Origin of the sequence: Streptomyces sp. NPDC021080, assembly GCF_044333225.1 — a bacterium.
Classification (GTDB): Bacteria; Actinomycetota; Actinomycetes; order Streptomycetales; family Streptomycetaceae; genus Streptomyces.
Window position 1 is genome coordinate 525,190 of record NZ_JBIRQM010000001.1, and the last position, 21,411, is coordinate 546,600.

A 21,411-nucleotide genomic window follows, 5' to 3' on the forward strand; every position below is an offset into this window, starting at 1 on the left:
GCCTCACAGCACGACGTCCAGGAGCATCAGCCCCGCCACGGCCAGCAGCGCCCAGGCGAAGATCCGCTGAAGCGTGCCGCCCGACACCCGGGCCGCCAGCCGCTTGCCGTCCCAGGCGCCGAGGACGGCCGCCCCGGCGAACGGCGCGACGACCGCCCAGTCCAGGTTCTGCGCCGTTCCCGCGCGGGCGAGCAGCGCGGCCAGCGAGTTCGCCGTGATCACCAGCAGGCTGGTGCCGACGGCGGCCCGCATCCGCAGTCCCACGACGTTCACTAGGGCCGGTACGGCGAGAAAGCCGCCGCCCACACCCAGCACCCCGGTCACCGCGCCGAGACCGGCGCCCGTTCCGGTGATCCGGCCGGTCCCCGCGGGCCCGGCCCCCGTCCCGCCGGCCCCCGTCCCGTCGGCCGCCGGACGCAGCATCCGGAACGCCGCGAGGCCCGCGATCAGCGAGAAGGCGCCGGTCAGCACGGCGGGAGGCAGTTGCCCCGAGACCGCCCCGCCCAGTGCCGCGGGGATCAGTCCGGCCGCCGCGAACAGTGCTCCGGCGCGCCAGCGGACGGTGCCCTGCCGGGCGTGCGCCGACAGCGCGGTCGCCGAGGTGAGGGTGACGATGACCAGGCTCGCGGTGGTGGCCGCCGAGGGAGTGAATCCGAGCAGGTAGATCAGGGCGGGCACGGTCAGCACGCTGCCGCCGCCGCCCAGCGCCCCGAGCGCGATCCCGGTCACGGCTCCGGCGGCGAGGGCGAGGATCAGGACGCTCACGCGGCAGGTTCCCCGAGCGCGCCGCAGGCGGTGCCGGGGCCTGCCGGAGCCGCCGTTCCGGTGGGGTCCACGGGAGCGGCATGAGCGGCCGTGCCGGCGAGGGCGGCAGGGCCGGTGGGACCTGCCGTGCCGACGGGGGCGGAGGGGGCCGTCGGGGCCGCGGAGGCGCCTCGTGTCATCGGGAGGCCTGAAGCGGCCGCGGCGGCGAACGAGTCGTCGACGGCCACGACGTCCCGGCCCGCCGCGTCGAGCAGCGAGGCGGCGATCGCGGCCCGCATGCCCCCGGCGCAGTGCACCCAGACGGTCCCGGAGGGTATCTCCCCGAGCCGGTCGCGCACCTCGTGCACGGGAATGTGCGCCGAACCCGCGACATGGCCGCCGGCGCGCTCGGAGTCGCGCCGGACGTCCAGGACGACGGGCCGGTCCGGGGAGGCGTACGCCTCGGCCAGTTCGGCGAAGGAGGCACGCCTGAAGGTGCGCGGACGCTCTCCCGCGCGTACCCAGTCGGCCGGCGAGCCGATCGCGGCGGCGGCCGGCCGGTCCACCCCGACCTGCGCCAGCTCCCGCTGCGCACGGGCGAGTTGTTCCGGGGACTCGGCGAGCAGGGTGACCGGCCTGCCCCAGGGCAGCAGCCAGGCCAGATAGACGGCGAGCTGTCCGTCCGCCTCGACGTTGACCGCTCCGGCGACGTGCCCCGCGGCGAACGCGAGCCGGCTGCGCAGGTCCACGACCCATTCGCCGGCCGCCAGCCGCGCGGCGATCTCCGCGGCGTCCGCGAGCGCGGGCGGGGTCAGGTCGACGGGGGCCGGGCCCTGAGCGTTGGCCGGCCCCATGTGGGCGTAGTAGGCGGGCACGTCGTCGAGGCCGGCGAGCAGGTCCGCGACGAAGGAGTCGACGTCCTTGACCAGGGCCTCGTTGCCGGACCGCTCGCGCCCGATCGTGGTCGCGTCGCCCTCGGCGGTCCCGGCGGAGCAGAAGCTGCCGAAGCCGTGGGTCGGCAGGACGGCGGTGTCGTCGGGCAGCTCCGCGGCGAGCCGGTGCGCCGACGCGTGCTGGGCGCGGGCCAGTTCGGCGGTCAGCCGCGGCTCGACCAGATCGGGCCGGCCGACCGTGCCGATGAGCAGGGAGCCGCCGGTGAAGGCCGCCACGGCCCGCCCGTTCTCCTGGAGGGCGTACGAGGTGTGGTGCGGGGTGTGGCCGGGTGTGGCCAGCGCCCGCAGCGTCAGCCCGGTGTCGACCTCCACCGTGTCCCCGTCGGCCACGGGCACCCGCTGGAACGTGACATGGGCGCCGGCCGGGACCAGGTAGGCGGCCCCGGTGAGCCGGGCCAGTTCCAGGCCGCCGCTCACGTAGTCGTTGTGCAGGTGCGTCTCGACGACGTACGCGATCCGCACGCCCCGCCGGGCCGCGGCGGTGATCACCCGCTCGACGTCCCTGGGCGGGTCGACGGCGACGGCGGCGCGCGGGCCGCCGGCTAGATAGCTCCGGTTGCCCAGGCCCGCCACCTCGATGGTGTCGACGAAGAACACGGCTGCACTCCTCTCCCGTGGGAAGCCCGAGGGCTTCCCGGCTCGGTGAAAATTACCCCCGGGGGTATATCCACCGTAGCAGAGGTACCCCCGGGGGTATCCGGGAGGCGCTGTCGACGGGGGTGGCAGCGGGTGTCCGGGGGTGCCCAGGCGTGTCCGGGGTGCTGTCCCCGCCGGGGGCGGACGGGTGAGAGGCGTCGGCCGTGCGGCGGCAGCGGGCGGGTGCCGGCAGCCGGGCGAGAGCGGATGTGTGACGGGCGCCGGCACGTGGCGGCGGGTGTTCGAGAGGCGCCGTCGACGCACCGGCGTCGCCGATCGCGGGGCGTCGGTTCGGGGGCGGCGGCCGTCCGGCTGCCCGGACCGGAGCCGTCGCGGTCCACCTGGCCTTCTACCGGCCGGTCACACCGTAGGGTCGGTCGACGGAAGGTCCATCTAGGGAAGGGCTCATTCACATGGCGCAGGAAGTACGGGGCGTGATCGCACCGGGCAAGAACGAGCCGGTGCGCGTCGAGACCATCGTCGTGCCCGATCCGGGGCCCGGCGAGGCCGTGGTGAAGATCCAGGCCTGCGGGGTCTGTCACACGGACCTGCACTACAAGCAGGGCGGCATCAACGACGACTTCCCGTTCCTGCTCGGCCACGAGGCGGCCGGAATCGTGGAGTCGGTCGGCGCCGGGGTCACGGACGTGGCCCCCGGCGACTTCGTGATCCTCAACTGGCGCGCGGTGTGCGGACAGTGCCGCGCGTGTCTGCGCGGACGCCCCTGGTACTGCTTCAACACCCACAACGCGAAGCAGAAGATGACCCTCAAGGACGGCACCGAGCTGTCCCCGGCTCTCGGCATCGGCGCCTTCGCCGAGAAGACGCTGGTCGCGGCCGGACAGTGCACCAAGGTCGACCCGGCGGTCTCCCCGGCCGTCGCCGGACTGCTCGGCTGCGGAGTGATGGCCGGCATCGGCGCCGCCATCAACACGGGCAACGTCGGACGGGGCGACACCGTCGCTGTGATCGGCTGCGGCGGGGTCGGCGACGCGGCGATCGCGGGCTCCCGGCTCGCGGGCGCGGCGAAGATCATCGCGGTGGACATCGACGACCGCAAGCTCACGACCGCCGAGAAACTCGGCGCGACGCACACCGTCAACTCCCGGACGGCCGACCCCGTCGAGGCGATCCGCGAACTCACCGGCGGCTTCGGCGCCGACGTCGTCATCGAGGCCGTCGGCCGCCCCGAGACCTACGAACAGGCCTTCTACGCCCGCGACCTCGCCGGCACGGTCGTCCTCGTCGGCGTGCCCACCCCCGACATGAAGCTCGAACTCCCGCTGATCGACGTCTTCGGCCGCGGCGGCGCGCTCAAGTCGTCCTGGTACGGCGACTGTCTGCCCTCCCGCGACTTCCCGATGCTGATCGACCTGCACCTCCAAGGACGCCTGGACCTGGGCGCGTTCGTGAGCGAGACGATCGCCCTGGACGACATCGAGGCGGCCTTCGAGCGGATGCACCACGGCGACGTGCTGCGCTCGGTGGTGATGTTCTGATGACCGCGCGCATCGAACACCTCGTCACCTCGGGCACGTTCGAGCTCGACGGCGGCACCTGGGAGGTCGACAACAACGTCTGGATCGTGGGCGACGACCACGAGGCCGTCGTGATCGACGCCGCGCACGACGCCGACGCCATCGCGAAGGCGGTCGGCGACCGCCGGCTGCGCGGGATCGTGTGCACCCACGCCCACAACGACCACATCGACGCCGCCCCCGCCCTGGCGGAGCGCACCGGGGCGACCATCTGGCTCCACCCCGACGACCTGCCGCTGTGGAAGCTCACCCACCCGGACCGCATGCCCGACGCCTGGCTCCAGGACGGGCAGGTGATCGAGGCCGCGGGCACCGATCTGACCGTGCTGCACACCCCGGGCCACGCCCCCGGAGCGGTCTGCCTCTACGACCCGGGCCTTGGCACCCTCTTCTCCGGCGACACCCTCTTCCAGGGCGGCCCGGGGGCGACCGGCCGGTCCTACTCCCACTTCCCGACGATCGTCGAATCCATCCGCGACCGGCTGCTCACCCTGCCGGCCGACACGGTCGTCCGTACCGGACACGGCGAGACGACCACGATCGGAGCGGAGGCGCCCCACCTGGAGGCGTGGATCGCACGCGGCCACTGACACTCCGCCGTCGCCCGCGGCGGATTCCGGTCCGGCGCCCCGTCCCGGCAGCCGTCCGCGGCGCCGGACGCCGGACGCCGGACTTCGCCCCGCGGCGACACGGCGAAGTCGCCACACGGATACCTGACAGAAGATGTCCGGCTTCCAGGAGACGCTCGCAGGGACACACGGGTGAGCGCCCGTGGACGCCGAGCGCACGGAGGCCGGACATGTCGGAGCCGCTGGAAGGCACGCTGCGGGACAAGGTCGCCCTGGTGGCGGGCGCGACCCGCGGCGCGGGCCGCGGGATCGCCGTGGAACTGGGCGCGGCCGGCGCCACCGTCTACGTGACCGGCCGCAGCACCCGCGAACGGCGTTCGGAGTACGACCGCCCGGAGACCATCGAGGACACCGCCGACCTGGTCACCGCGGCGGGAGGGCGCGGTATCGCGGTCCCCGCCGACCATCTCGTCCCGGCCGAGGTGGAGTCCCTCGTCGCCCGGATCGCGGACGAACAGGGCCGTCTCGACATCCTGGTCAACGACATCTGGGGCGCCGAGAAGCTCTTCGAGTGGGACACCCCCCTCTGGGAGCACGACCTCGACAACGGCCGCAGGATGCTCCGGCTCGCCGTCGAGACCCACGCGATCACCAGCCACCACGCGCTGCCCCTGCTGCTGCGCCGCCCCGGCGGCCTGGTCGTCGAGATGACCGACGGCACAGCGGAGTACAACCGGGACACCTACCGGGTCTCCTTCTTCTACGACATCGCCAAGTCCGCCGTCCTGCGCATGGCGTTCGCCCTCGGACACGAACTGGGCCCGCGCGGCGCCACCGCCGTGGCACTCACCCCCGGCTGGATGCGCTCGGAGATCATGCTCGAAGCCTTCGGGGTGACCGAGGAGAACTGGCACGACGCAGAGGAGGGCGAGCCGCACTTCGCCATCTCCGAGACGCCGTACTACGTGGGACGCGCCGTCGCCGCGCTGGCCGCCGATCCCGAACGCGCGCGCTGGAACGGGCAGTCCCTCTCCAGCGGGCAGCTCGCCCGGGTGTACGGCTTCACCGACCGGGACGGCAGCCGTCCGGACGCCTGGCGCTACATGGTCGAGGTGCAGGACAAGGGCAAACCGGCGGACGTGACGGGGTACCGCTGACGGGCGGCCCGTCCGGGGAAGGGGAGACGGGCGCAGACGTCTGTCGCCGCGGCGATCATGGAGGTAGCTTCCCTGCCATGACTGCGATGAGGCGCTTCGAGGGGTACGGGGTTCTGATCACGGGTGCGGCCCGCGGCATCGGTGCGGCGACCGCCCGCCGCCTGTCCGCGGAAGGCGCCGGCGTCCTCGTCACCGACGTGGACCTGGACCAGGCCGAGAAGACCGCCGCCGCGCTGCGCGAACTCGGCTCGCGCGCCGAGGCGTTCAGCTGCGACGTGGGGGACCGGGCCCGGGTCGAGGCCGCCGTGGCGTACGCCGTGGACACCTTCGGCTCGCTCGACGTCCTGGTCAACAACGCCTACCGGTGCACCCCCGACGCCCCGCTCTTCGAGGACGAGAGCGACGAGGACTGGGCCGCCGACCTCGACATCACCCTGACCGGCGCCTACCGCTGCGCCCGCGCGGCCCTTCCGCACCTGGTCGCCTCCGGCCGCGGGGCCATCGTCACCGTCGGCTCCGTCAACGGCATCCAGGACTTCGGCAACCACGCCTACAGCGCGGCGAAGGCGGGACTGATGTCGCTGACCCGGACCCTGGCCGGCCACGCCGCCGCCCGGGGCGTCCGGGTCAACCTGGTGGCGCCGGGCACGGTCCGCACCACGGCCTGGGAGGGCCACGAGGACGATCTCGCCGCCGCGTCCCGGCTCTATCCGCTCGGGCGGGTCGGCGAACCGGAGGACATCGCCGCCGCCGTCGCCTTCCTCGCCTCCCGCGACGCGGCCTGGATCACCGGCACGACCCTGTGTGTCGACGGCGGTCTGCTGGGCGTCAACAAGGGGTTCCGGGAGGCGGTCGGGGGCGGGCGCGAGGACGGGAGCTGAGGCCCGGCGCCGGGTGTGGTGCCGGGCCGTCCGCCGCTCTTCCTGACAGGATGGCCGCATGGAACGTGTGCTGGGAATCGGCGGATACTTCCTGCGGGCCGCGGACCCGGCGGCCCTCGGCGCGTGGTACCGCGACTGCCTGGGCCTGGACGCCGACGAGAACGGCCTGTGGAACCCGGAGGCCGGACCGACGGTGTTCGCGGCCTTCGAGTCCGGGACCGGCTACTTCGGGTCCCCGGCGCAGCAGACCATGCTCAACTTCCGCGTCCGCGACCTGGACGCGATGCTCGCGCAGTTGCGCGCCCGGGGAGCGGACGTGGCGGAGGAGACCCAGGACATGGACGGTGTCGGCCGCTTCGGCTGGGTCACCGATCCCGAGGGCAACCGGATCGAACTGTGGCAGCCCGCCTGACCCGAGGACCGGGGAGCACCCCCTGACTCATGCGGAGCGGCCGGTGCGGCCGTCGCGGGCGCGGCCCGTCACAGGCGCGGCTCCGCGCAGTACCGCTCGACGGCCGCGAACACCCGGTCCGTGTCCGCCTCGGACGTACGCCAGTTGCTGAACGCGGCGCGCAGCCCGTGGGTCCCGTCGTAGCACGTCGGTGTCACGAACGCCTCGCCCGAGGTGGCGACGGCGTCGGCCAGTGCGTGGACCCGACGCTCCGTCGGGTCGTCGGCCAGCGTGAAGCACACGACGTTCAGCCGCACCGGCGCGAGCAGCCGCAGCCCGGGAGCACGGGCGATCCGCTCGCCCAGCCGCCGGGCGAGCGCGACGTTCCGCTCGACGATCTCGCGATGCCCCTCGCGCCCGTAGGCCGCCAGCGAGAACCAGGCCGGGAGCGCGCGCAGCCGTCGCGAGTTCTCCGGCGTCAGGTGCAGGAAGTCGGGGTCGCCGCCGGGGAGTCCGAGATAGGGCGAGGCGTTGTGGAAGACCTTGACCTGGAGATCCTGCCGACGGGTGAACTGGACGGCCGCGTCGTAGGGGACGTTGAGCCACTTGTGCAGGTCCACGCAGACGGAGTCGGCTTCGTCCAGGCCGGCCACCAGCGAGGAGAACTCGGGTGACAGCGCCGCGAATCCACCGAAGGCCGCGTCGACGTGCAGCCAGAAGTCATGGCGTTCCCTGAGCGCGGCGACGGCCCGCAGGTCGTCGAAGTCGACGGTGTTCACGGTCCCGGCGTTCGCCACGACGACGGCCGGGCGCCCGTCCAGCGCGGTGAGCGCGGCATCGAGACGCTCGACGTCCACCGCCTCGCGGTTGCCGGGCAGCACCGGCACCCGGCGCAGGCTGTCCCGGCCGAGACCGAGGACGGACAGGGCCTTGGCCACGCTCGAATGGGGACTGCCCGACAGCACGTCCACCGGACCGAGCGCGCCGGCCCCCTCGTGCGCCACCGACACACCCCGGCGCTCGCCGAGCCACTCGCGAGCGATGGCGAGCCCGACCGTGTTCGAGACCGTCGCACCGCTCACGAACGCCCCGTGGTGCTCCTCGCCGAGCCCGAACAGCTCGCGCAGCCAGCCCAGCGTCTCGTGCTCCAGCGCGCTCGCGAACGATCCGGCGGCGCCCGAGACGTTCTGGTCGTAGGCACTGGTCAGCCAGTCCCCGGTGAGCGAGGCGGGCGTCGCGCCGCCGGTGACGAATCCGAGGTAGCGCGGTCCCGCGGAACCGGAGAAACCGGGCGCCCAGCGCCCGGCGAACCGCGCCAGGGCACCCTCGGCGCCGGCGCCCTCGCCGGGAAGCGGATCGGGGGCGGGCGCCTTGCCGGTCCGGGCGACGGGACGGTTGTCGAGGCCGCTCACCTCCTGGACGGCGAAGTCCCGGGCGGCCTGCAGGAGTTCGGGGAGACGGTCGAGGTCGTCGGAGAGAGCGGGGTGCATGACGGCAGCCTAGAAGGAACGCCCGCCGGGCGAGCGGTCCACTTCACGGAAACCGGACCGGTGCGCAGCGGTCGCGGCGCCGTGTGCCGTGGGCCGCAGTGATGGCGCCGCCGGGGCCGGGGCCGCCGCAGCGAGGAATGTCACGGTTTCGTCGCTGTCCGACCGGTCCTACAACGCAATACCCTCTAGGGCGGTCTAGTAGAGCAGACAGAACGACGGACGCAACAGGAAGGCCCGCCATGGGGGACATACGCAGAAGAGGAGCTGTCGCGCTCGGACTCACCGGACTGGTGGCACCGCTCACCCTCGCCCTGGGCGCGACGCCCGCGCAGGCGGCGAGCTGCACGACGGCCGCCGGCCCGTATCAGAAGCAGGTGGAGAAGTTCCTCGGCCGGCCCGTCGACGGACGGCAGTCCACCGCCGACTGCAAGGCGATCCAGGCCTTCCAGAACAAGCACGGCATCACCCCGAACATCGGGTACGCGGGCCCCGTCACCTGGGGCGTGATGGACCTCATGAACAAGCAGAAGGCGGTGGGGACCAACCCCAACCGGGACGGCAAGTGCCCGGTCAACAAGGGCCGGATCGCCTGCGTCAACCTCACGCTCCAGCTCAGCTGGATCCAGGACGGCAGCCGCCTCGTCTACGGTCCGGTCCCGGTCCGCACGGGCAGGGACGGCTACGAGACCCGCACCGGCCTGAAGAAGATCTACTGGCGTGACATCGACCACGTCTCGACCATCTACAACGTGTCCATGCCGTACAGCCAGTTCTTCGACGGCGGCCAGGCCTTCCACTCGGTGGGCCTCAGCATGTGGAACCCGCCCGGCTCGCACGGCTGCGTCAACATGACCCCGACCACGGCCAAGAAGTACTGGTCACTGCTCAAGAACGGCGACGACGTCTACGTGTACGGCCGCAAGCCCGGCACCTGAGCGAGTGACGAGCTTCACGGTCCGTTATGTCACCTGATGGGCCTTTACGCACATCATCTTCACGTCAAGGGTCGTATGCTTCACGGCATGTGCACCACTCTTGACAACGACACTCAGCGATCCGCTGCCGAAGTCAACGAGGAGATCCGGGCTCTCTGGTTCCGGGCAGGTGGGTCGCTGAACATGGACGAGCGGCGCGAGTACCAGCGCCTCGTCCTCGAGTGGGCGAAGGCCGCCCCGTCGTCCTCGGCGACCCGGGCCGCCTGATCCTCCACGTCCGGCAGGGCTCCCCGTCCCGGGGAGCCATCGCCTCGGACCTCGGCACCGGCTTCCGGCGCCCGGAGCCGGTCCCGGTCACCCGGACCCGACTCCGAACCACTCGTCCGCGGCCGTGAACCCCACGGCCGCGACTCCCCTGAGCCCGGCCCCGGCTTCCCGGAGCCCGGCCCGCCTCGGGAAGCGCTCAGCCCCAGCTCTGCGAATACTGCCGCCGGTAGGCGTTGCGGTCCTGCTCGGTACGGATGAAGCGGGTCGCCACGAACGCGATGATGCTTCCCCCGATGACGAGCAGACCGGGGCCGACGTTGTTCGGGTCGGTCAGCTCGGAGACGAACGTCTGGGCCGTCCCCGTCCCGCCGACCGCCTCCACCGCGCCCGGAGCCGCCGCACCCGGCGCTCCTCCCTGCGAGGCCATGGCCGACGCCGTGGGGGCGGGGGGCTGCTGGGCCGCACCACCGGCCGAGCCCTGCGCGGGCTGACCCGCGAGCGTGACTCCCAGCGCCGTCAGCGCCTTGGTCACGGGCTGGAAGAACGTCGTACCGCCGCTCTTGCAGTCCCCGTTGCCGCCCGAGGTCACCCCCAGCGCGATGCCCTCCGAGAACAACGGGCCGCCGCTGTCGCCGGGTTCGGCGCACACCGTGGTCTCGACGAGCCCGGTGACCGTGCCCTCCGGGTAGTTGACCGTCGCGTTGAGCGCGGTCACCTGACCGTCGTGCAGCCCGCTGGTGCTGCCGCTGCGGAACACCCGCTGGCCCACGGTCGGATCGGCGGCGCCGGTGATCCGTACGCCGTTGCCGCCGCCGATGGCCACGACGTTGGTCCCGGCCCCGGTCTGCTGCGCGTTGTCGTACTGGATCAGTGAGAAGTCGCTGCCGGGGAAGGCCGTGGTGACCGTGCGGCCCACCTGCTGCTTGCCGGTGTTGTCGGAGAACCATATCGACCCGGCGGGGCCGCAGTGTCCGGCCGTGAGGATGAACTCGCCCTGCGCGTTGCTCACGTTGAACCCGGCCGAGCAGCGCCCGCCGGTCGAGAAGATCGCCTGCGCGCCGTTCACCCGCGTGGTGAACGTGCCCTGGGTCCGCTGCATCCGCACCGAGTCGCCGATGCCGTCGGCCAGCTTCGTCATGCGCTTCCAGTCGGTGGCGGTGACCGTACTGTCGGCCTGCACCACGACCTCGTTCTTCGTGTAGTCCACCGCCCACGCCGTGCCCGGCACCCGAGGTGCCGAACTCAGCTCCTGAGTGGCGGACTTGAGGTCCTGCATGCTGTGCGTGACGACCTTCGGGCGAGCGCCCGCCCGCCGCACCGCGTCCGCCGCGTCCGCGTCGGTGACCGCGACGACGGGGCGGCCGTCGGCGGCTATCCAGTTGCCGGCCGTCCGAGAGGTGCCCAGCCGGGACACCAGCCCGGCACCCGTGTCCGCCGCGGCCTGTGCCGAACTCGTCGTGGTGCGCGACGCGTCGGACGGTTCGCTCGCCATGGCGCGCGTCACCATGAACCCTCCGCAGAGCAGCCCGCCGACGGCCGCGAGACGCGCCCCCCGTCGGACGATCCGTCGTCGTGCGTGCCTCATTGCATGGGCTCCCGAAGCCGTACGGAGCGGCGTCCCCGCCGCGGAAGGCCCCGGTCGAGGGCCCTCCCCTCATACGTGCGCCCCGGCCCGCGCGTTCACCGCCTTTCGCAGCTCTCGCGGAGGTGGCCGATTCACGTCGGAAGCACCGGCCGTCACACACCCCGCGTCTCCGCCGTGACCGACCGGACAGGCCCTAGGCGATGGCCCGGGTCCGCGCGGCCACCTCGTCCCGCGTGAGATACACATCCGTGCGCTCGAAGTCCCGCAGGGTTCCCTTGCGGTCCGCGAGGAAGCCGGTGCGGACGAAGTCGTCGCCCGCGACGGCGTTGAGGAACCAGTTGGCACCCGTACGGAACCGGGCGGCGCCCGTGCGCAGGGCGTACAGGTGGTATCCGCGGGCCACGAGCTGGGCGGGCGCGCCCTTGAGGCCGATGCCGAGCGGCTTGGACACGGCGTCGTGACCGCCGAGGTCGACGACCAGACCGAGGTCCTTGTGCCGGTACGGCAGGGTGGGCTGTCCGCGCAGCTTCGCCGCCAGGACCTTCGCCGCGTGCCGGCCCTGCCGGGCCGCGTGCTGGGCGGTCGGCGGGCAGGGAGAGCCGTCGCCCTTGACCAGGTCGGGCACCGCCGCCGCGTCGCCCAGCGCGAACACCCCGTCGAGTCCAGGCACCCTGAAGTCGGGCTCGGTGACGAGCCGTCCGCGCACGGTCTCCGTGCCCAGCGAGTCGACCAGCGGACTCGCCGCGACGCCCGCGGTCCACACCAGCGTCCGCGACGGCAGCACCCGCCCGTCGGTGAGGGTGATCTCGTCCTTGGTGACGGAGGCGACGGACGTGCCCAGCGAGATCCGCACACCGCGTTCGCTCAGCATCTCCAGCGCGCTCGCGCCCAGTTTGTCCCCCAGCTCGGGCAGTAGCTTCGGGGCGACGTCGATCAGATGCCACTTGATCAGACCGGGGTCGAGCCGGGGGTGGTAGCGCCCTGCGGCCGCGGTCGTCAGGCGCTGCAGGCAGGCCGCCGTCTCGGTGCCCGCGTAGCCGCCGCCGACCACCACGAACTGGAGCCGCGCGGCCTGCTCGTCGTGGTCCGATGTGGCCGCCGCCAGGTCGAGTTGGGCGATCACATGGTCGCGCAGATAGACGGCCTGGGCGAGCGTCTTCATACCGCGCGCCTCCTCCGCCAGACCGGGGATGTCGAAGGTGCGGGTCACGCTTCCCGGAGTGAGCACCAGATAGTCGTACCGCAGGTCGACGAGGTCTCCGGTGATCTTCCGGACGACGCACACCTTGGCCCGCGGGTCGACACCGATCACTCCGCCCGGCACCAGCGCGGTGCGGCGCAGGATCCGGCGCAGCGAGGGCGCCACGGACTGAGGCGTGACGACACCGGCGGCGACATGGGGGAGCAGCGGCAGATAGAGCTGATAGTCGGTGGGGCTGATCAGGGTGACCCTGGCCTCGCCGGGGGTGAGCGTCCGTTCCAGGCTTCTGGCGGCCTCGACTCCGGCGAAACCCGCGCCGACGATGACGATGTTCGGTCCTTGCATCAGAGCAGCCTCTTTCCGCTGGTGCCAGCCGCGAGCCCAGGCTCACACGGGTCGCGGACGTGTGCCACTGCACCGCGCGTACCCCGTAGCGCGAGAAGCACGATCTCTACCGATCGGTAACTACCTCTTCCCCCTCCGTACACGCGCTGCCAGGATCATGGCTGCCGCGGCGACGGTCCTGGGCACTGTCGCCGTCGTGATGTGCGGGATCGACCAACTCATGCGATTCGACCGACAGTTGTGAAAAGGGGACAGGCATGACGGGACACGGTGTGGTGCGGCGGATAGGTGCGGTGACGGCGGTCGTGGCGCTCGGGATCGGGGGGACGGTCACCGCGGCGGGGTCCGCCGCCGCGGCCCCGGTCCAGGCGGTCGCGAGCGCCTCCGCGACGGCCGACGTCGACTACGCCACCTGGCAGAGCGACGTCCAGACCGTCATCGACCAGGCGGTGCCGTACGTCCAGCAGCGCACCGCGAACGCCGGCGGACAGAAGCTCGCGGTCGTCTTCGACATCGACAACACCACGCTGGAGACCGACTTCCACCCCTGGTACGAGCTGCCCACCCCGGCGGTCAAGGCCTCGCTGGCGCTCGCCCGCTACGCGCACTCCCGGGGCGTCGCCGTGTTCTTCGTGACCGCCCGTCCGGGCATCATCGCCAGTGAGACGAAGTGGAACCTGAAGAGCGTCGGCTACCCGGTCGACGGACTCTACGTGCGTGACCTGCCGGACCTCTTCGACGAGGTCAGCGCCTACAAGACCGGCAAGCGCGCGGAGATCGAGTCCCTCGGCTACACGATCATCGCCAACGTCGGCAACAACACCACCGACCTGGTCGGCGGTCACGCGGAGCGCACGTTCAAGCTGCCGGACTACGACGGCCAGCTGTCCTGACCCGGACGGCTCGCCCACCGGCGGCGCCGCGGACCGGCCCGCCTACACTTCGGCCATGGACGAGGCCACGCTGGACGCGCTGGGATCCGGCAAGTATCTGCTGATCACCAGCTATCGCAAGAACGGTACGGGGGTCGCCACGCCCGTGTGGGTGGTGCGGGACGGTACGGCGCTGGGCGCCTGGACCGTGGCGGACAGCTGGAAGGTGAAGCGCATCCGCAACCGGGCCGATGTCCTCGTCGGTCCGTGCGACGTGCGCGGCAGGCCGACGGGCGAGCCGGTCCCCGCCACGGCCGAGATCGTCGACGCGGCGCAGACGGCCCGGTACCGGAAGCTCATCGCCCGCAAGTACGGGGTGGTGGGCCGTCTCACCCTGCTGGGCAGCCGCCTGCGCCGCGGCGAGACCGGCACGGTCGGCATCCGCGTCACGCTGTCGTCGTGACGCGGCATCACCACCGTCCCGCCTCGCCGCGCGCCGTCCGGCCCTGTCCGGTCTCACCGTGAGTCGCGCGCCGTCCGGCCGTGCGCGGTCTCGCCATGTGCGGTCTCGCCGTGAGCCGTGAGCCGTGAGCCGTGAGCCGTGAGCCGTGAGCCGTGAGCCGTGGGCTGTGGGCTGTGAGGCCGTCACCCTGGACCGGGGCGACCGCGATCCGAGGCGGCCGACGGCTCGCCGCCCGGTCGGCCGACGGGCTCGGGGAGGTGCCCGAGGCGCCCGACGACACGCTCACGCAGGAGGAGGTACTCCGCCTGGCGCCGGAGCACCGGGCCCGGGGGCCGTTCGACGGCGCGGGCCGCGGTCACGGTCTGGCCGTCCTGGAACTGCTCGCGCGTGAGGTCGAGTTCCACACCCCCGGGCAGCCGGTTCCACCAGTGAAAACCGTGCTGTTCCCGGCCGCGGTGGACCTCGCCGACCATCAGGTCCCCGCCGAAGATGTCGTTCACGATCAAGGCCGTGATGTCGCAGTGGCCCCACGCCGGGTTGCCGGGATGCCATCCGGCGCGGGCGAGGTCGTCGTCGGAGCAGGTGTCGGCGGCCCAACTGGCGCGCAGGGCTTGGTCGATGACCAACAGGTTCCAAGGGGTCATGCCGACAGCATCGCAGCCGCCTCCGACATCGGCGGATCACCCGGGAGCCTCCCGGCGCCCCACCCCGGCATCGCGCCGGGGTGGGAGTTGGCCGGATGTGTGCGGTGGTAAGCGTTGACTAGAAAGCGCTTACCGTTTACGTTCCCGTTCAACAGCGTGACCCGTGTGTGACATCTCGTATACGAGACATCAGATCTCCGAGCCGCACCACCTGGGCAAGTCACCGAATCCAGCTCGTGTTCAGTCGATGAACGTCATGTCGCGCACCCTGTGCTGTTCAGATGCGAGAACGACATCTGTGTACATGTCCATGGTCAACTCCGAAGGGACACACCCGCATGCGCACTCGCCCCCCACGCAAGCGCTCCCGTCTCGCCCTGCTGACGGCCGGGGCCGCCGGCCTGGCGGTCACCGCGGCGCTCGTCCTGCCGCAGGCGGCCGGAGCCGCCGAGACCGCGCCGGTCGGCTTCGGCGCCGGGACCACCGGCGGCGGCAGCACGACCGCCGTCACCGTCACGACGCTCGCGGCCTTCAAGACCGCCGTCACCGGTGACGCGGCCAAGGTCGTGAAGGTCAGCGGCCTGATCTCGCTCAGCGGTCAGGTCGACATCGGCTCCAACACCACTGTCCTGGGCGTCGGTTCGGGGTCCGGGTTCACCGGCGGCGGACTGCGCCTGAAGAAGGTCACCAACGTCGTCGTCCGCAACCTGAACATCAGCAAGCCGGTCGCGCCCGCCGACGGGATCACCGTGCAGGCGTCGACGAAGGTGTGGATCGACCACAACTCCTTCTCGTCGGACCGCGACCACGGCAAGGACTACTACGACGGCCTCGTCGACATCACCCACGCCTCCGACTACGTCACCGTCTCCTGGAACACCTTCAAGGACCACTACAAGGGCTCGCTCGTCGGCCACAGTGACAGCAACGCCAGTGAGGACACCGGGCACTTGCGGGTGACGTACCACCACAACTGGTTCGACAACGTGAACTCCCGCATCCCCAGCCTGCGTTTCGGCACCGGGCACTTCTACGACAACTACGTCGTCGGCGCCGACACCGCGGTGCACTCGCGCATGGGCGCCCAGATGCTCGTCGAGAACAACGTCTTCCGGAGTACGGCGGTCGCTGTCACGACGAACCGCGACAGCGACGAGGACGGTTACGCCAACCTCACCGGCAACGACCTCGGCGGAGCCACGACCGAGATCTCGCAGGTCGGCACGTTCACGAAGCCGCCCTACAGCTACACCGCCGAGCCGGCCTCGACCGTCGTCGCGTCGGTGACGACCGGCGCGGGCACCGGAAAACTCTGACGCCCCGGCCCTCCGGGCGGCATTCCCGCTCGGCCGCCCCGCCGGAAGGCCGTCCCCCGCAGGAAGACCGTCCCCCCAAAGGAAGAAGGCATCGGGACATGACGTCATCAGTACGCCCGCGCGCCGGGCGGCGCGCTCTCACCGGCGCTCTCGCCGCACTCGGCCTCTCGGTCGCCATGGTGACGGCCGACGGGGCACTCACCCCGGCGAGCGCCGCCACCTGGCCGACCGCGACCGGCAGCCAGGCCGTCTCCTCCACCATCTCGCTGTCCGGCACCAAGGACTACGGGATGAAGCGTCTCTACGGCACGGGCGACCTGGGCACGGGCAGTCAGGACGAGGACCAGGGGCCGATCCTGGAACTGGCCGCGGGAACCGTCCTGAAGAACGTCATCATCGGCTCGCCCGCCGCCGACGGCATTCACTGCCTGGGCAGTTGCACCCTGCAGAACGTCTGGTGGGAGGACGTCGGCGAGGACGCGGCGACGTTCCTCGGCTCCTCGTCCTCCAACGTCTACACCGTCAGCGGCGGCGGCGCGAAGGAGGCCAGTGACAAGGTGTTCCAGTTCAACGGGGCCGGAACGCTGAACGTGTCGAACTTCGCGGTGCAGACCTTCGGCACGTTCGTCCGGTCCTGCGGCAACTGCAGGACGCAGTACAGGCGGACGATCAATCTCAGCACCGTCGAGGCGACCTACAAGGGCGGCAAGCTCGTCGGCATCAACACCAACTACGGCGACAGCGCGACCCTGAAGTCCATCAGGATCGTCGGGGACAGCGGCAAGAAGATCGTCCCCTGCCAGAAGTACACGGGCAACAACACCGGCGCCGAGCCGACCACGAACGGCAGCGGCCCGGACGGCACCTACTGCAAGTACGCGACGTCCGACATCACCTACGGCTGACGGCCGTCGTCCGGCGGCCGAACGGTCCGGTCCCGCAGGCCGGTCCGTTCGGCCGCGTTCGGCCGTCGGTTCCCGGCCCGCCGTACGCGGGTGCACGGACGGCGGCCTCGGTGCGGGACGCCGCTGCTCAGCTCCAGCCGCCGTACGGGCCGTCGATCAGCTGGAACACCGGCTGCCGGCGCACCGGGTCCTGGGCGGTGGAGAGCTGGACCCGGTCGCCGCTGTGGATGGTGGCGGGCGATCCCATGACCCGGCCCCGGACCGTGAAGCCCTCCGCCATCTCGATGAGGGAGACGTTGCGGGCCGCCGGGGTGTTGCGGTGGATCACCGTGGAGTGGCGCACGACGCCCGTGCCCGCGCTCGCCTCGGTGCGCAGGTCGCTGCCCGCGCAGACGGGACACAGAAGGCGGTTGTACATGGCGGTGGCGCACCAGTGGCACCGCTGGAAGAGCAGCACGTCCCCGGCGCGTTCCGCCGACGCGGCGTCGAGGTGCTCCACGGAACCCGCGTCGAGCACGTCCGTCGAGGCATTCAGGCCCGGGTGTAGGGCGATTCCTGGGTGGTACACGATGTCATCTCCCTGCGCTCGGCCGGAATCTGATGTGCGCGGATCGCCGTGCACGACCACAGGTTATGGCACTGAGTGTCACCCGTAAAGGCACTCCGTACCCTCAAAATGAAGAGGGTGCGGCGGAGGGCCGGTGCTCAGTCCCGCGCGAAGGCCGACTCGATCTCCTGGACCACCCGCCACATGGGCGCTCCGCGCCGCGAGACGACGACCACCACGTCCTCCGGTTCCGTGGGTGTGGGTGCGGGTGCGGGTGCGGCGGGCGAGGTGCCGAACGTGTTCTGCACGTATCCGAGGGCCTGGTCGACGGCCGCCTCGGCGTCACCCGTCCCGTCCGAACGCAGCCAGGAGCGCAGGGCGTTGTTGTGCGCGGCGACCACGGCCGCGGCGACGACGTCGGCGCGCAGCGTGTCCGCGCGGGCCCCGGCGGAGCGCCCGCGCAGATACTCGGCGAGGGCGCGCTCGTAACGCCAGACGACCGACAGTTCGTACGCGCGCAGGCCGGGCACCTTCTTGGTGAGGCGGTAGCGCTGGACCGAGAACGTCGGGTTCTCCGCGTACATGCGCAGGACCAGCCGGGCGGCGCCACAGACGCGCTGCACCGGGTCCTGGGCGCCGGCCTCCTCGGCCAGGAACGCCGTCATGTCGGCCAGGCAGCGCTCGTGGTCGGGGAAGACCACGTCCTCCTTGGACGGGAAGTAGCGGAAGAAAGAACGCCGGCCGACCCCGGCGAGCGCCACGATGTCGTCGACGGTGGTCTCCTCGTAGCCGCGTTCCAGGAACAGCTGGAAGGCGGCTCCCACCAGGGCGTCCCGCATCGATGGTTTGGCGGTGGCCGCGTCGGCGGGTTCGCGGCGCCCCGGTGCCTCGTTCATGGTCGGAAACTAGCATCGAAGCCGAAGGGGTGGCACTCGGTGCACTCTCATGGGGGAACTGAGTTCCCTGACCGTTTTCGTCCGGCCTGCGCGCCTGATCCGCCCCGGGGTCACTCGGCCCGCGCCTCGGAGTACCGGGTTCCCCATGTGGCTGATATGTGGTCGTCCATGAACTCGCCTGGGAGGGAGTGAAGTTGACAGCCCATCAATGGTGATCGACGATGAGGTCGAGCCGTGGCCAGGGCCGGGCGCGTCTGCCGCCTCCTCGCCGAACGTCGGCGGACCGTCCGTCCGGATGGTCCCGCCGGGACCGGTGGTGGCATCGCCCCGCCGATCGTGGGCGCGGCCGTGACCGTCCTCGCCGACGGTGCCGCCGGTGTCGCCGTCACCGTCGCCACCCGCCGTCGGCGCGCGACGGGCACCCGCGCCCGGCGCGCCGCGTCATCTCCCCCCGGATGACACGGTGAGAAGAGCCTCGGCACTCGTTCCCGCACGAGTGCCGAGGCTCGATGCGTTCCCGCCGGCGTCCACGGGCCGGTCAGTGGTCGTTGCAGGTCGCCGAGAAGATGTCGTCGCCCGCCATGTGCCCGTTCCGGTGGGCCTGCAGAGCGACACTCACCAGGGTCAGCAGCAGGTCGATGTCCGAGTCGACCTCGAGACGGATGGTCACCCAGCGGGAACCGGGCACCACGCGGACGGCCGTCGACGTCCTGAGGTGGTCCTCGAAACGCCGGATGGCCCGGTCGGTGAGGTGCAGGTCGACGTCGTGGTCGGAGTGGAAGTGGACGATCTCGCACTGTGCCGCGCACAGCGCGCGCCCCGTGCCGCAACTCGGCGGGGACTCCGCGAGGTCCGGCCAGCCGGCCAGTCGCGTCATGGCTCTGGAGGCCAAGGTCATGCGCCCATCATGACGAGCACACCTCCCGGCCACCAGAACTTGGCGCGGATGTAATCCCTCGGCCGTCCGGGAATGCCCGGTTTTCACCTGGTAATGGGAGGCGCCTCGCTCTTGAGCACCGGACCGGCGCGGCAGAGAACGGCCCCGGACCCGACGGTCCGGGGCCGCGCGTCGTACCGGGGTACCCGCCGGGGGCGCGTACGGGTCACGCCATCCAGAAGAAGACGGCGGTCATCCGCTTGTCCTCCATGGTGGTCCCGCAGTAGCCGGTGGCGCTGTGCATCAGGTTGGCGTTGTAGAGGAGCAGCCGGTTGTACCGGTGCGGGACGCGGATGTCCTCGACGAAGGAGTCCGGCGGGACGAAGCGGGTGCCGAGGGCCTCGACCAGGTTGTTGTGCGGCGCGACGACGACGTTGCCCCCCAGTCGGCCGCCGGGCAGGGCCTGCCGGAAGAACGCCGTCCCGCAGTCCTTGGGGACGTTCGGGTTCAGATAGAGCACCGCGGCGTAACGGCACAGGGCGCGGGAATCCGTGTGCGGGCGGGGCTCGCCCTCGTCCTTGCCGACGACCTGGACGCAGTTGTGGTTGAGCGTGGCGCCCGACGGCGTCGACTGCTGCCACAGCTTCTGGGCGCCGGTGGCCTTCCTCACCAGCCGCTCCACACGGGCCAGTTCGTCCGGTTCCAGTCCCGGCATCGTCCGCAGGCCCGGCCAGCTCTCGGAGGTGTACGGATATCCCTTGGCCCAGTCGTCCCTGCCGACGCACCGGGCCCGTACGGCATCCGGATCGGGCAGCACGTCGTCGAAGACCCAGTAGTCCCGGTCACGGGTGGGCTTGCGGTAGGGAAGGACCGGCAACGCCGGTGACCTGGGGGGTTGTGGGGGCATGCGGCCGACCCTATAGACGCGTCCGTCAGCGATCTCCAGGGAATTGGTCAACCTTCCGCCAACTCGGTTCATGGATCGTCCAAGACCGGCGGGGCCCGGCGTCCGCGAGGGATCTGCGCGTACGCGGGGCGCCAATAGGGGCGCGGAGCACCCGAGTTCACATTCCGTCGTGGGGCACGGCGGCGGGGCCGTCGGTGATCACCGACACGTGGTGACGGTGAACGTCCCGGCCTTCGGCCGCGTATCACTGCACAGGGACGGCGGGAGACCGCGTGGACGGAAGGAGAGCAGTGTGTCGGCACGGCCCGAACGCGGGAGGTCCACCGGGCGCTCCGTGATCGAACCCACGCACGTCGAGCGCAGCCGTCGCTCCGAGTCCCTGGCGGAGCTGCTCCGGCAGGTGCGCGAGAAGGAGGGGATGACCGACGCGGACGACGACTTCGCGCCGGCCGCCGCGCCGCCGCCCCCACGGCTCCTGCCCGTCCTGGAGGAGGACGAGACCGAGGAACTGCCCCCGGTTTTCGAGGGGGAGGACTACACGGCCGACACTCCGCAGCCGTTCGGGGCACGAACGGCCGAACAGTCGGCCGCCGGAGCCGCACACCCGTCCGGGAAGGGTCCCGGCGGCGCCCACGGCCCGGAGCGCGGTGCGGGCCTGCGCCGCGCGGCGATCACGCTCGCCATCGCGGCGGCGGGTCTGACCGGCTTCGCCCTCGCTCTCCTGGTGCCGGGCGCGAGCCACGGCGACGGCTCCGCGGGAGCCGGAGCACACTCCTCGACGGCACCGGCCGCCGGAGCCCCGGATCCGGACGGTGCCGGCACCCTCCGGCAGGGGGACAACGGCCCCGAGGTGACGGACCTTCAGCGACGCCTGCTCCGTATCCCGAACGTGTACGAGCACGGCAGCACCAGCGGTACCTATGACGCCACGCTCGCCGCGGCGGTCGCCCGCTTCCAGCTCTGGTACGGCATCCGGGGCGACGAGTCCGGCGTCTACGGCAACGACACCCGGGCCGACCTGGAATCCAGGACGACGGCCCCCTGAGACGGCCGGGGCGGCGGCGCGGTGACGGTCGCTCCCTCCGCCCCGGCCACCTGACCCCTCCGCGTTCCCGGACACCGTGATGTCCGTGACGCGGACGTCCACGCTCGCGCCCGACTGCCCACCCGGCGTGGGCGCGATCCTGGCCGGTGCGGTGCGGTGCGGTGCGGTGCGGTGCGGTGCGGTGCGGTGCGGTGCGGTGCGGTGCGGTGCGGTGCGGTGCGGTGCGGTGCGGTGCGGTGCGGTGCGG

The 21,411-nt window shown here is 71.9% G+C and carries 23 protein-coding genes; 13 read left to right on the top strand and 10 right to left on the bottom strand.

The genetic code is table 11. From position 1 onward, the window contains the following. Positions 1-3 precede the first annotated feature (3 nt). Both ACH4S8_RS02315 and ACH4S8_RS02320 read right to left on the bottom strand, forming a co-directional pair. Positions 4-765, bottom strand: coding sequence for a sulfite exporter TauE/SafE family protein (locus ACH4S8_RS02315; protein ID WP_398390069.1), 762 nt, complete (start codon positions 763-765; stop codon positions 4-6). Next, the gene (locus ACH4S8_RS02320; RefSeq protein ID WP_398390071.1) at positions 762-2,294 is read right to left on the bottom strand and encodes a rhodanese-like domain-containing protein; all 1,533 of its coding nucleotides are present in this window, start codon (positions 2,292-2,294) and stop codon (positions 762-764) included. The genes ACH4S8_RS02315 and ACH4S8_RS02320 overlap by 4 nt, the downstream gene beginning before the upstream one ends. Positions 2,295-2,746: 452 nt before the next feature. On the opposite strand from ACH4S8_RS02320, the gene ACH4S8_RS02325 reads away from it, so the two are divergent. The 5 genes from ACH4S8_RS02325 to ACH4S8_RS02345 all read left to right on the top strand — a co-directional run bounded on the left by ACH4S8_RS02325 (position 2,747) and on the right by ACH4S8_RS02345 (position 6,890). After that, the gene (locus ACH4S8_RS02325; RefSeq protein ID WP_398390073.1) at positions 2,747-3,832 is read left to right on the top strand and encodes an S-(hydroxymethyl)mycothiol dehydrogenase; all 1,086 of its coding nucleotides are present in this window, start codon (positions 2,747-2,749) and stop codon (positions 3,830-3,832) included. Continuing rightward, on the top strand, positions 3,832-4,461 hold the full coding sequence (locus tag ACH4S8_RS02330) for an MBL fold metallo-hydrolase (protein ID WP_398390075.1): 630 nt from the start codon (positions 3,832-3,834) through the stop codon (positions 4,459-4,461). Before ACH4S8_RS02325 ends, ACH4S8_RS02330 begins: the two co-directional genes overlap by 1 nt. Before the next feature lie 209 nt (positions 4,462-4,670). Next, positions 4,671-5,597, top strand: a complete 927-nt coding sequence (locus ACH4S8_RS02335) for an SDR family oxidoreductase (RefSeq protein WP_398390077.1) — start codon at positions 4,671-4,673, stop codon at positions 5,595-5,597. Between the two features lie 77 nt (positions 5,598-5,674). Beyond that, a complete protein-coding gene (locus ACH4S8_RS02340; RefSeq protein ID WP_398390079.1) occupies positions 5,675-6,478 on the top strand; it encodes an SDR family NAD(P)-dependent oxidoreductase in 804 nt (267 codons plus the stop codon). A gap of 58 nt (positions 6,479-6,536) precedes the next feature. Then, positions 6,537-6,890, top strand: coding sequence for a VOC family protein (locus ACH4S8_RS02345; protein WP_398390081.1), 354 nt, complete (start codon positions 6,537-6,539; stop codon positions 6,888-6,890). Between the two features lie 68 nt (positions 6,891-6,958). On the opposite strand, the gene ACH4S8_RS02350 is transcribed toward ACH4S8_RS02345, so the two are convergent. Next, complete coding sequence (locus ACH4S8_RS02350) at positions 6,959-8,359, bottom strand: pyridoxal phosphate-dependent decarboxylase family protein (RefSeq protein ID WP_398390082.1); 1,401 nt, start codon at positions 8,357-8,359, stop codon at positions 6,959-6,961. Positions 8,360-8,598: 239 nt separating this feature from the next. Between ACH4S8_RS02350 and ACH4S8_RS02355 the strand changes: the two genes are divergently transcribed. Beyond that, on the top strand, positions 8,599-9,294 hold the full coding sequence (locus tag ACH4S8_RS02355) for a L,D-transpeptidase family protein (RefSeq protein ID WP_398390083.1): 696 nt from the start codon (positions 8,599-8,601) through the stop codon (positions 9,292-9,294). A gap of 75 nt (positions 9,295-9,369) precedes the next feature. Next, positions 9,370-9,561 carry a hypothetical protein gene (locus ACH4S8_RS02360; RefSeq protein ID WP_365488181.1) on the top strand — a complete coding sequence of 64 codons (192 nt, stop codon included), beginning with the start codon at positions 9,370-9,372 and terminating at the stop codon, positions 9,559-9,561. A 196-nt stretch (positions 9,562-9,757) separates the two neighbouring features. Here ACH4S8_RS02360 and ACH4S8_RS02365 read toward each other — a convergent pair whose 3' ends face one another. Both ACH4S8_RS02365 and ACH4S8_RS02370 read right to left on the bottom strand, forming a co-directional pair. Further along, positions 9,758-11,146 carry a S1 family peptidase gene (locus ACH4S8_RS02365; RefSeq protein WP_398390085.1) on the bottom strand — a complete coding sequence of 463 codons (1,389 nt, stop codon included), beginning with the start codon at positions 11,144-11,146 and terminating at the stop codon, positions 9,758-9,760. Between the two features lie 193 nt (positions 11,147-11,339). Further along, entirely contained in the window at positions 11,340-12,692 is a 1,353-nt protein-coding gene (locus tag ACH4S8_RS02370) for an NAD(P)/FAD-dependent oxidoreductase (RefSeq protein ID WP_398390087.1), read from the bottom strand. A gap of 257 nt (positions 12,693-12,949) precedes the next feature. Between ACH4S8_RS02370 and ACH4S8_RS02375 the strand changes: the two genes are divergently transcribed. Both ACH4S8_RS02375 and ACH4S8_RS02380 read left to right on the top strand, forming a co-directional pair. Next, the gene (locus ACH4S8_RS02375; protein ID WP_398390089.1) at positions 12,950-13,585 is read left to right on the top strand and encodes an HAD family acid phosphatase; all 636 of its coding nucleotides are present in this window, start codon (positions 12,950-12,952) and stop codon (positions 13,583-13,585) included. A 55-nt stretch (positions 13,586-13,640) separates the two neighbouring features. Next, positions 13,641-14,027, top strand: a complete 387-nt coding sequence (locus ACH4S8_RS02380; RefSeq protein WP_398390090.1) for a PPOX class F420-dependent oxidoreductase — start codon at positions 13,641-13,643, stop codon at positions 14,025-14,027. A 182-nt stretch (positions 14,028-14,209) separates the two neighbouring features. Here the strand turns inward: ACH4S8_RS02380 and ACH4S8_RS02385 are convergent, their stop codons facing one another. Further along, positions 14,210-14,671 carry a hypothetical protein gene (locus tag ACH4S8_RS02385; protein ID WP_398390092.1) on the bottom strand — a complete coding sequence of 154 codons (462 nt, stop codon included), beginning with the start codon at positions 14,669-14,671 and terminating at the stop codon, positions 14,210-14,212. A 338-nt stretch (positions 14,672-15,009) separates the two neighbouring features. On the opposite strand from ACH4S8_RS02385, the gene ACH4S8_RS02390 reads away from it, so the two are divergent. After that, positions 15,010-15,987, top strand: coding sequence for a polysaccharide lyase family 1 protein (locus tag ACH4S8_RS02390; RefSeq protein ID WP_398390093.1), 978 nt, complete (start codon positions 15,010-15,012; stop codon positions 15,985-15,987). A gap of 98 nt (positions 15,988-16,085) precedes the next feature. Beyond that, a complete protein-coding gene (locus tag ACH4S8_RS02395) occupies positions 16,086-16,892 on the top strand; it encodes a pectate lyase (protein ID WP_398390095.1) in 807 nt (268 codons plus the stop codon). 127 nt (positions 16,893-17,019) lie between these two features. Here the strand turns inward: ACH4S8_RS02395 and ACH4S8_RS02400 are convergent, their stop codons facing one another. After that, entirely contained in the window at positions 17,020-17,391 is a 372-nt protein-coding gene (locus ACH4S8_RS02400; RefSeq protein WP_398390701.1) for a Zn-ribbon domain-containing OB-fold protein, read from the bottom strand. A gap of 206 nt (positions 17,392-17,597) precedes the next feature. Then, on the bottom strand, positions 17,598-18,278 hold the full coding sequence (locus ACH4S8_RS02405; RefSeq protein ID WP_398390703.1) for a TetR family transcriptional regulator: 681 nt from the start codon (positions 18,276-18,278) through the stop codon (positions 17,598-17,600). Positions 18,279-18,569: 291 nt separating this feature from the next. Here ACH4S8_RS02405 and ACH4S8_RS02410 point away from each other — a divergent pair, with 291 nt between their 5' ends. Then, positions 18,570-18,794 carry a hypothetical protein gene (locus ACH4S8_RS02410; protein ID WP_398390096.1) on the top strand — a complete coding sequence of 75 codons (225 nt, stop codon included), beginning with the start codon at positions 18,570-18,572 and terminating at the stop codon, positions 18,792-18,794. A 79-nt stretch (positions 18,795-18,873) separates the two neighbouring features. Here the strand turns inward: ACH4S8_RS02410 and ACH4S8_RS02415 are convergent, their stop codons facing one another. Together ACH4S8_RS02415 and ACH4S8_RS02420 are read right to left on the bottom strand one after the other, a co-directional pair. Continuing rightward, positions 18,874-19,233 (bottom strand): luciferase family protein, encoded by a 360-nt coding sequence (locus ACH4S8_RS02415; protein WP_398390098.1) that lies wholly within the window; start codon positions 19,231-19,233, stop codon positions 18,874-18,876. Positions 19,234-19,438: 205 nt separating this feature from the next. Beyond that, positions 19,439-20,119, bottom strand: coding sequence for a DUF6445 family protein (locus ACH4S8_RS02420; protein ID WP_398390100.1), 681 nt, complete (start codon positions 20,117-20,119; stop codon positions 19,439-19,441). Between the two features lie 292 nt (positions 20,120-20,411). On the opposite strand from ACH4S8_RS02420, the gene ACH4S8_RS02425 reads away from it, so the two are divergent. Then, a complete protein-coding gene (locus tag ACH4S8_RS02425) occupies positions 20,412-21,164 on the top strand; it encodes a peptidoglycan-binding protein (RefSeq protein WP_398390102.1) in 753 nt (250 codons plus the stop codon). Positions 21,165-21,411 lie beyond the last annotated feature (247 nt).

Excerpts from the sequence above, each read along its gene's own strand:
- ACH4S8_RS02325 (WP_398390073.1), top strand. The coding sequence starts at position 2,747 with ATGGCGCAGGAAGTACGGGGCGTGATCGCACCGGGCAAGAACGAGCCG.
- ACH4S8_RS02330 (WP_398390075.1), top strand. The coding sequence starts at position 3,832 with ATGACCGCGCGCATCGAACACCTCGTCACCTCGGGCACGTTCGAGCTC.
- ACH4S8_RS02335 (WP_398390077.1), top strand. The coding sequence starts at position 4,671 with ATGTCGGAGCCGCTGGAAGGCACGCTGCGGGACAAGGTCGCCCTGGTG.
- ACH4S8_RS02340 (WP_398390079.1), top strand. The coding sequence starts at position 5,675 with ATGACTGCGATGAGGCGCTTCGAGGGGTACGGGGTTCTGATCACGGGT.
- ACH4S8_RS02345 (WP_398390081.1), top strand. The coding sequence starts at position 6,537 with ATGGAACGTGTGCTGGGAATCGGCGGATACTTCCTGCGGGCCGCGGAC.
- ACH4S8_RS02350 (WP_398390082.1), bottom strand. The coding sequence starts at position 8,359 with ATGCACCCCGCTCTCTCCGACGACCTCGACCGTCTCCCCGAACTCCTG.
- ACH4S8_RS02355 (WP_398390083.1), top strand. The coding sequence starts at position 8,599 with ATGGGGGACATACGCAGAAGAGGAGCTGTCGCGCTCGGACTCACCGGA.
- ACH4S8_RS02360 (WP_365488181.1), top strand. The coding sequence starts at position 9,370 with ATGCTTCACGGCATGTGCACCACTCTTGACAACGACACTCAGCGATCC.
- ACH4S8_RS02365 (WP_398390085.1), bottom strand. The coding sequence starts at position 11,146 with ATGAGGCACGCACGACGACGGATCGTCCGACGGGGGGCGCGTCTCGCG.
- ACH4S8_RS02370 (WP_398390087.1), bottom strand. The coding sequence starts at position 12,692 with ATGCAAGGACCGAACATCGTCATCGTCGGCGCGGGTTTCGCCGGAGTC.
- ACH4S8_RS02375 (WP_398390089.1), top strand. The coding sequence starts at position 12,950 with ATGACGGGACACGGTGTGGTGCGGCGGATAGGTGCGGTGACGGCGGTC.
- ACH4S8_RS02380 (WP_398390090.1), top strand. The coding sequence starts at position 13,641 with ATGGACGAGGCCACGCTGGACGCGCTGGGATCCGGCAAGTATCTGCTG.
- ACH4S8_RS02385 (WP_398390092.1), bottom strand. The coding sequence starts at position 14,671 with ATGACCCCTTGGAACCTGTTGGTCATCGACCAAGCCCTGCGCGCCAGT.
- ACH4S8_RS02390 (WP_398390093.1), top strand. The coding sequence starts at position 15,010 with ATGCGCACTCGCCCCCCACGCAAGCGCTCCCGTCTCGCCCTGCTGACG.
- ACH4S8_RS02395 (WP_398390095.1), top strand. The coding sequence starts at position 16,086 with ATGACGTCATCAGTACGCCCGCGCGCCGGGCGGCGCGCTCTCACCGGC.
- ACH4S8_RS02405 (WP_398390703.1), bottom strand. The coding sequence starts at position 18,278 with ATGCGGGACGCCCTGGTGGGAGCCGCCTTCCAGCTGTTCCTGGAACGC.
- ACH4S8_RS02415 (WP_398390098.1), bottom strand. The coding sequence starts at position 19,233 with ATGACCTTGGCCTCCAGAGCCATGACGCGACTGGCCGGCTGGCCGGAC.
- ACH4S8_RS02420 (WP_398390100.1), bottom strand. The coding sequence starts at position 20,119 with ATGCCCCCACAACCCCCCAGGTCACCGGCGTTGCCGGTCCTTCCCTAC.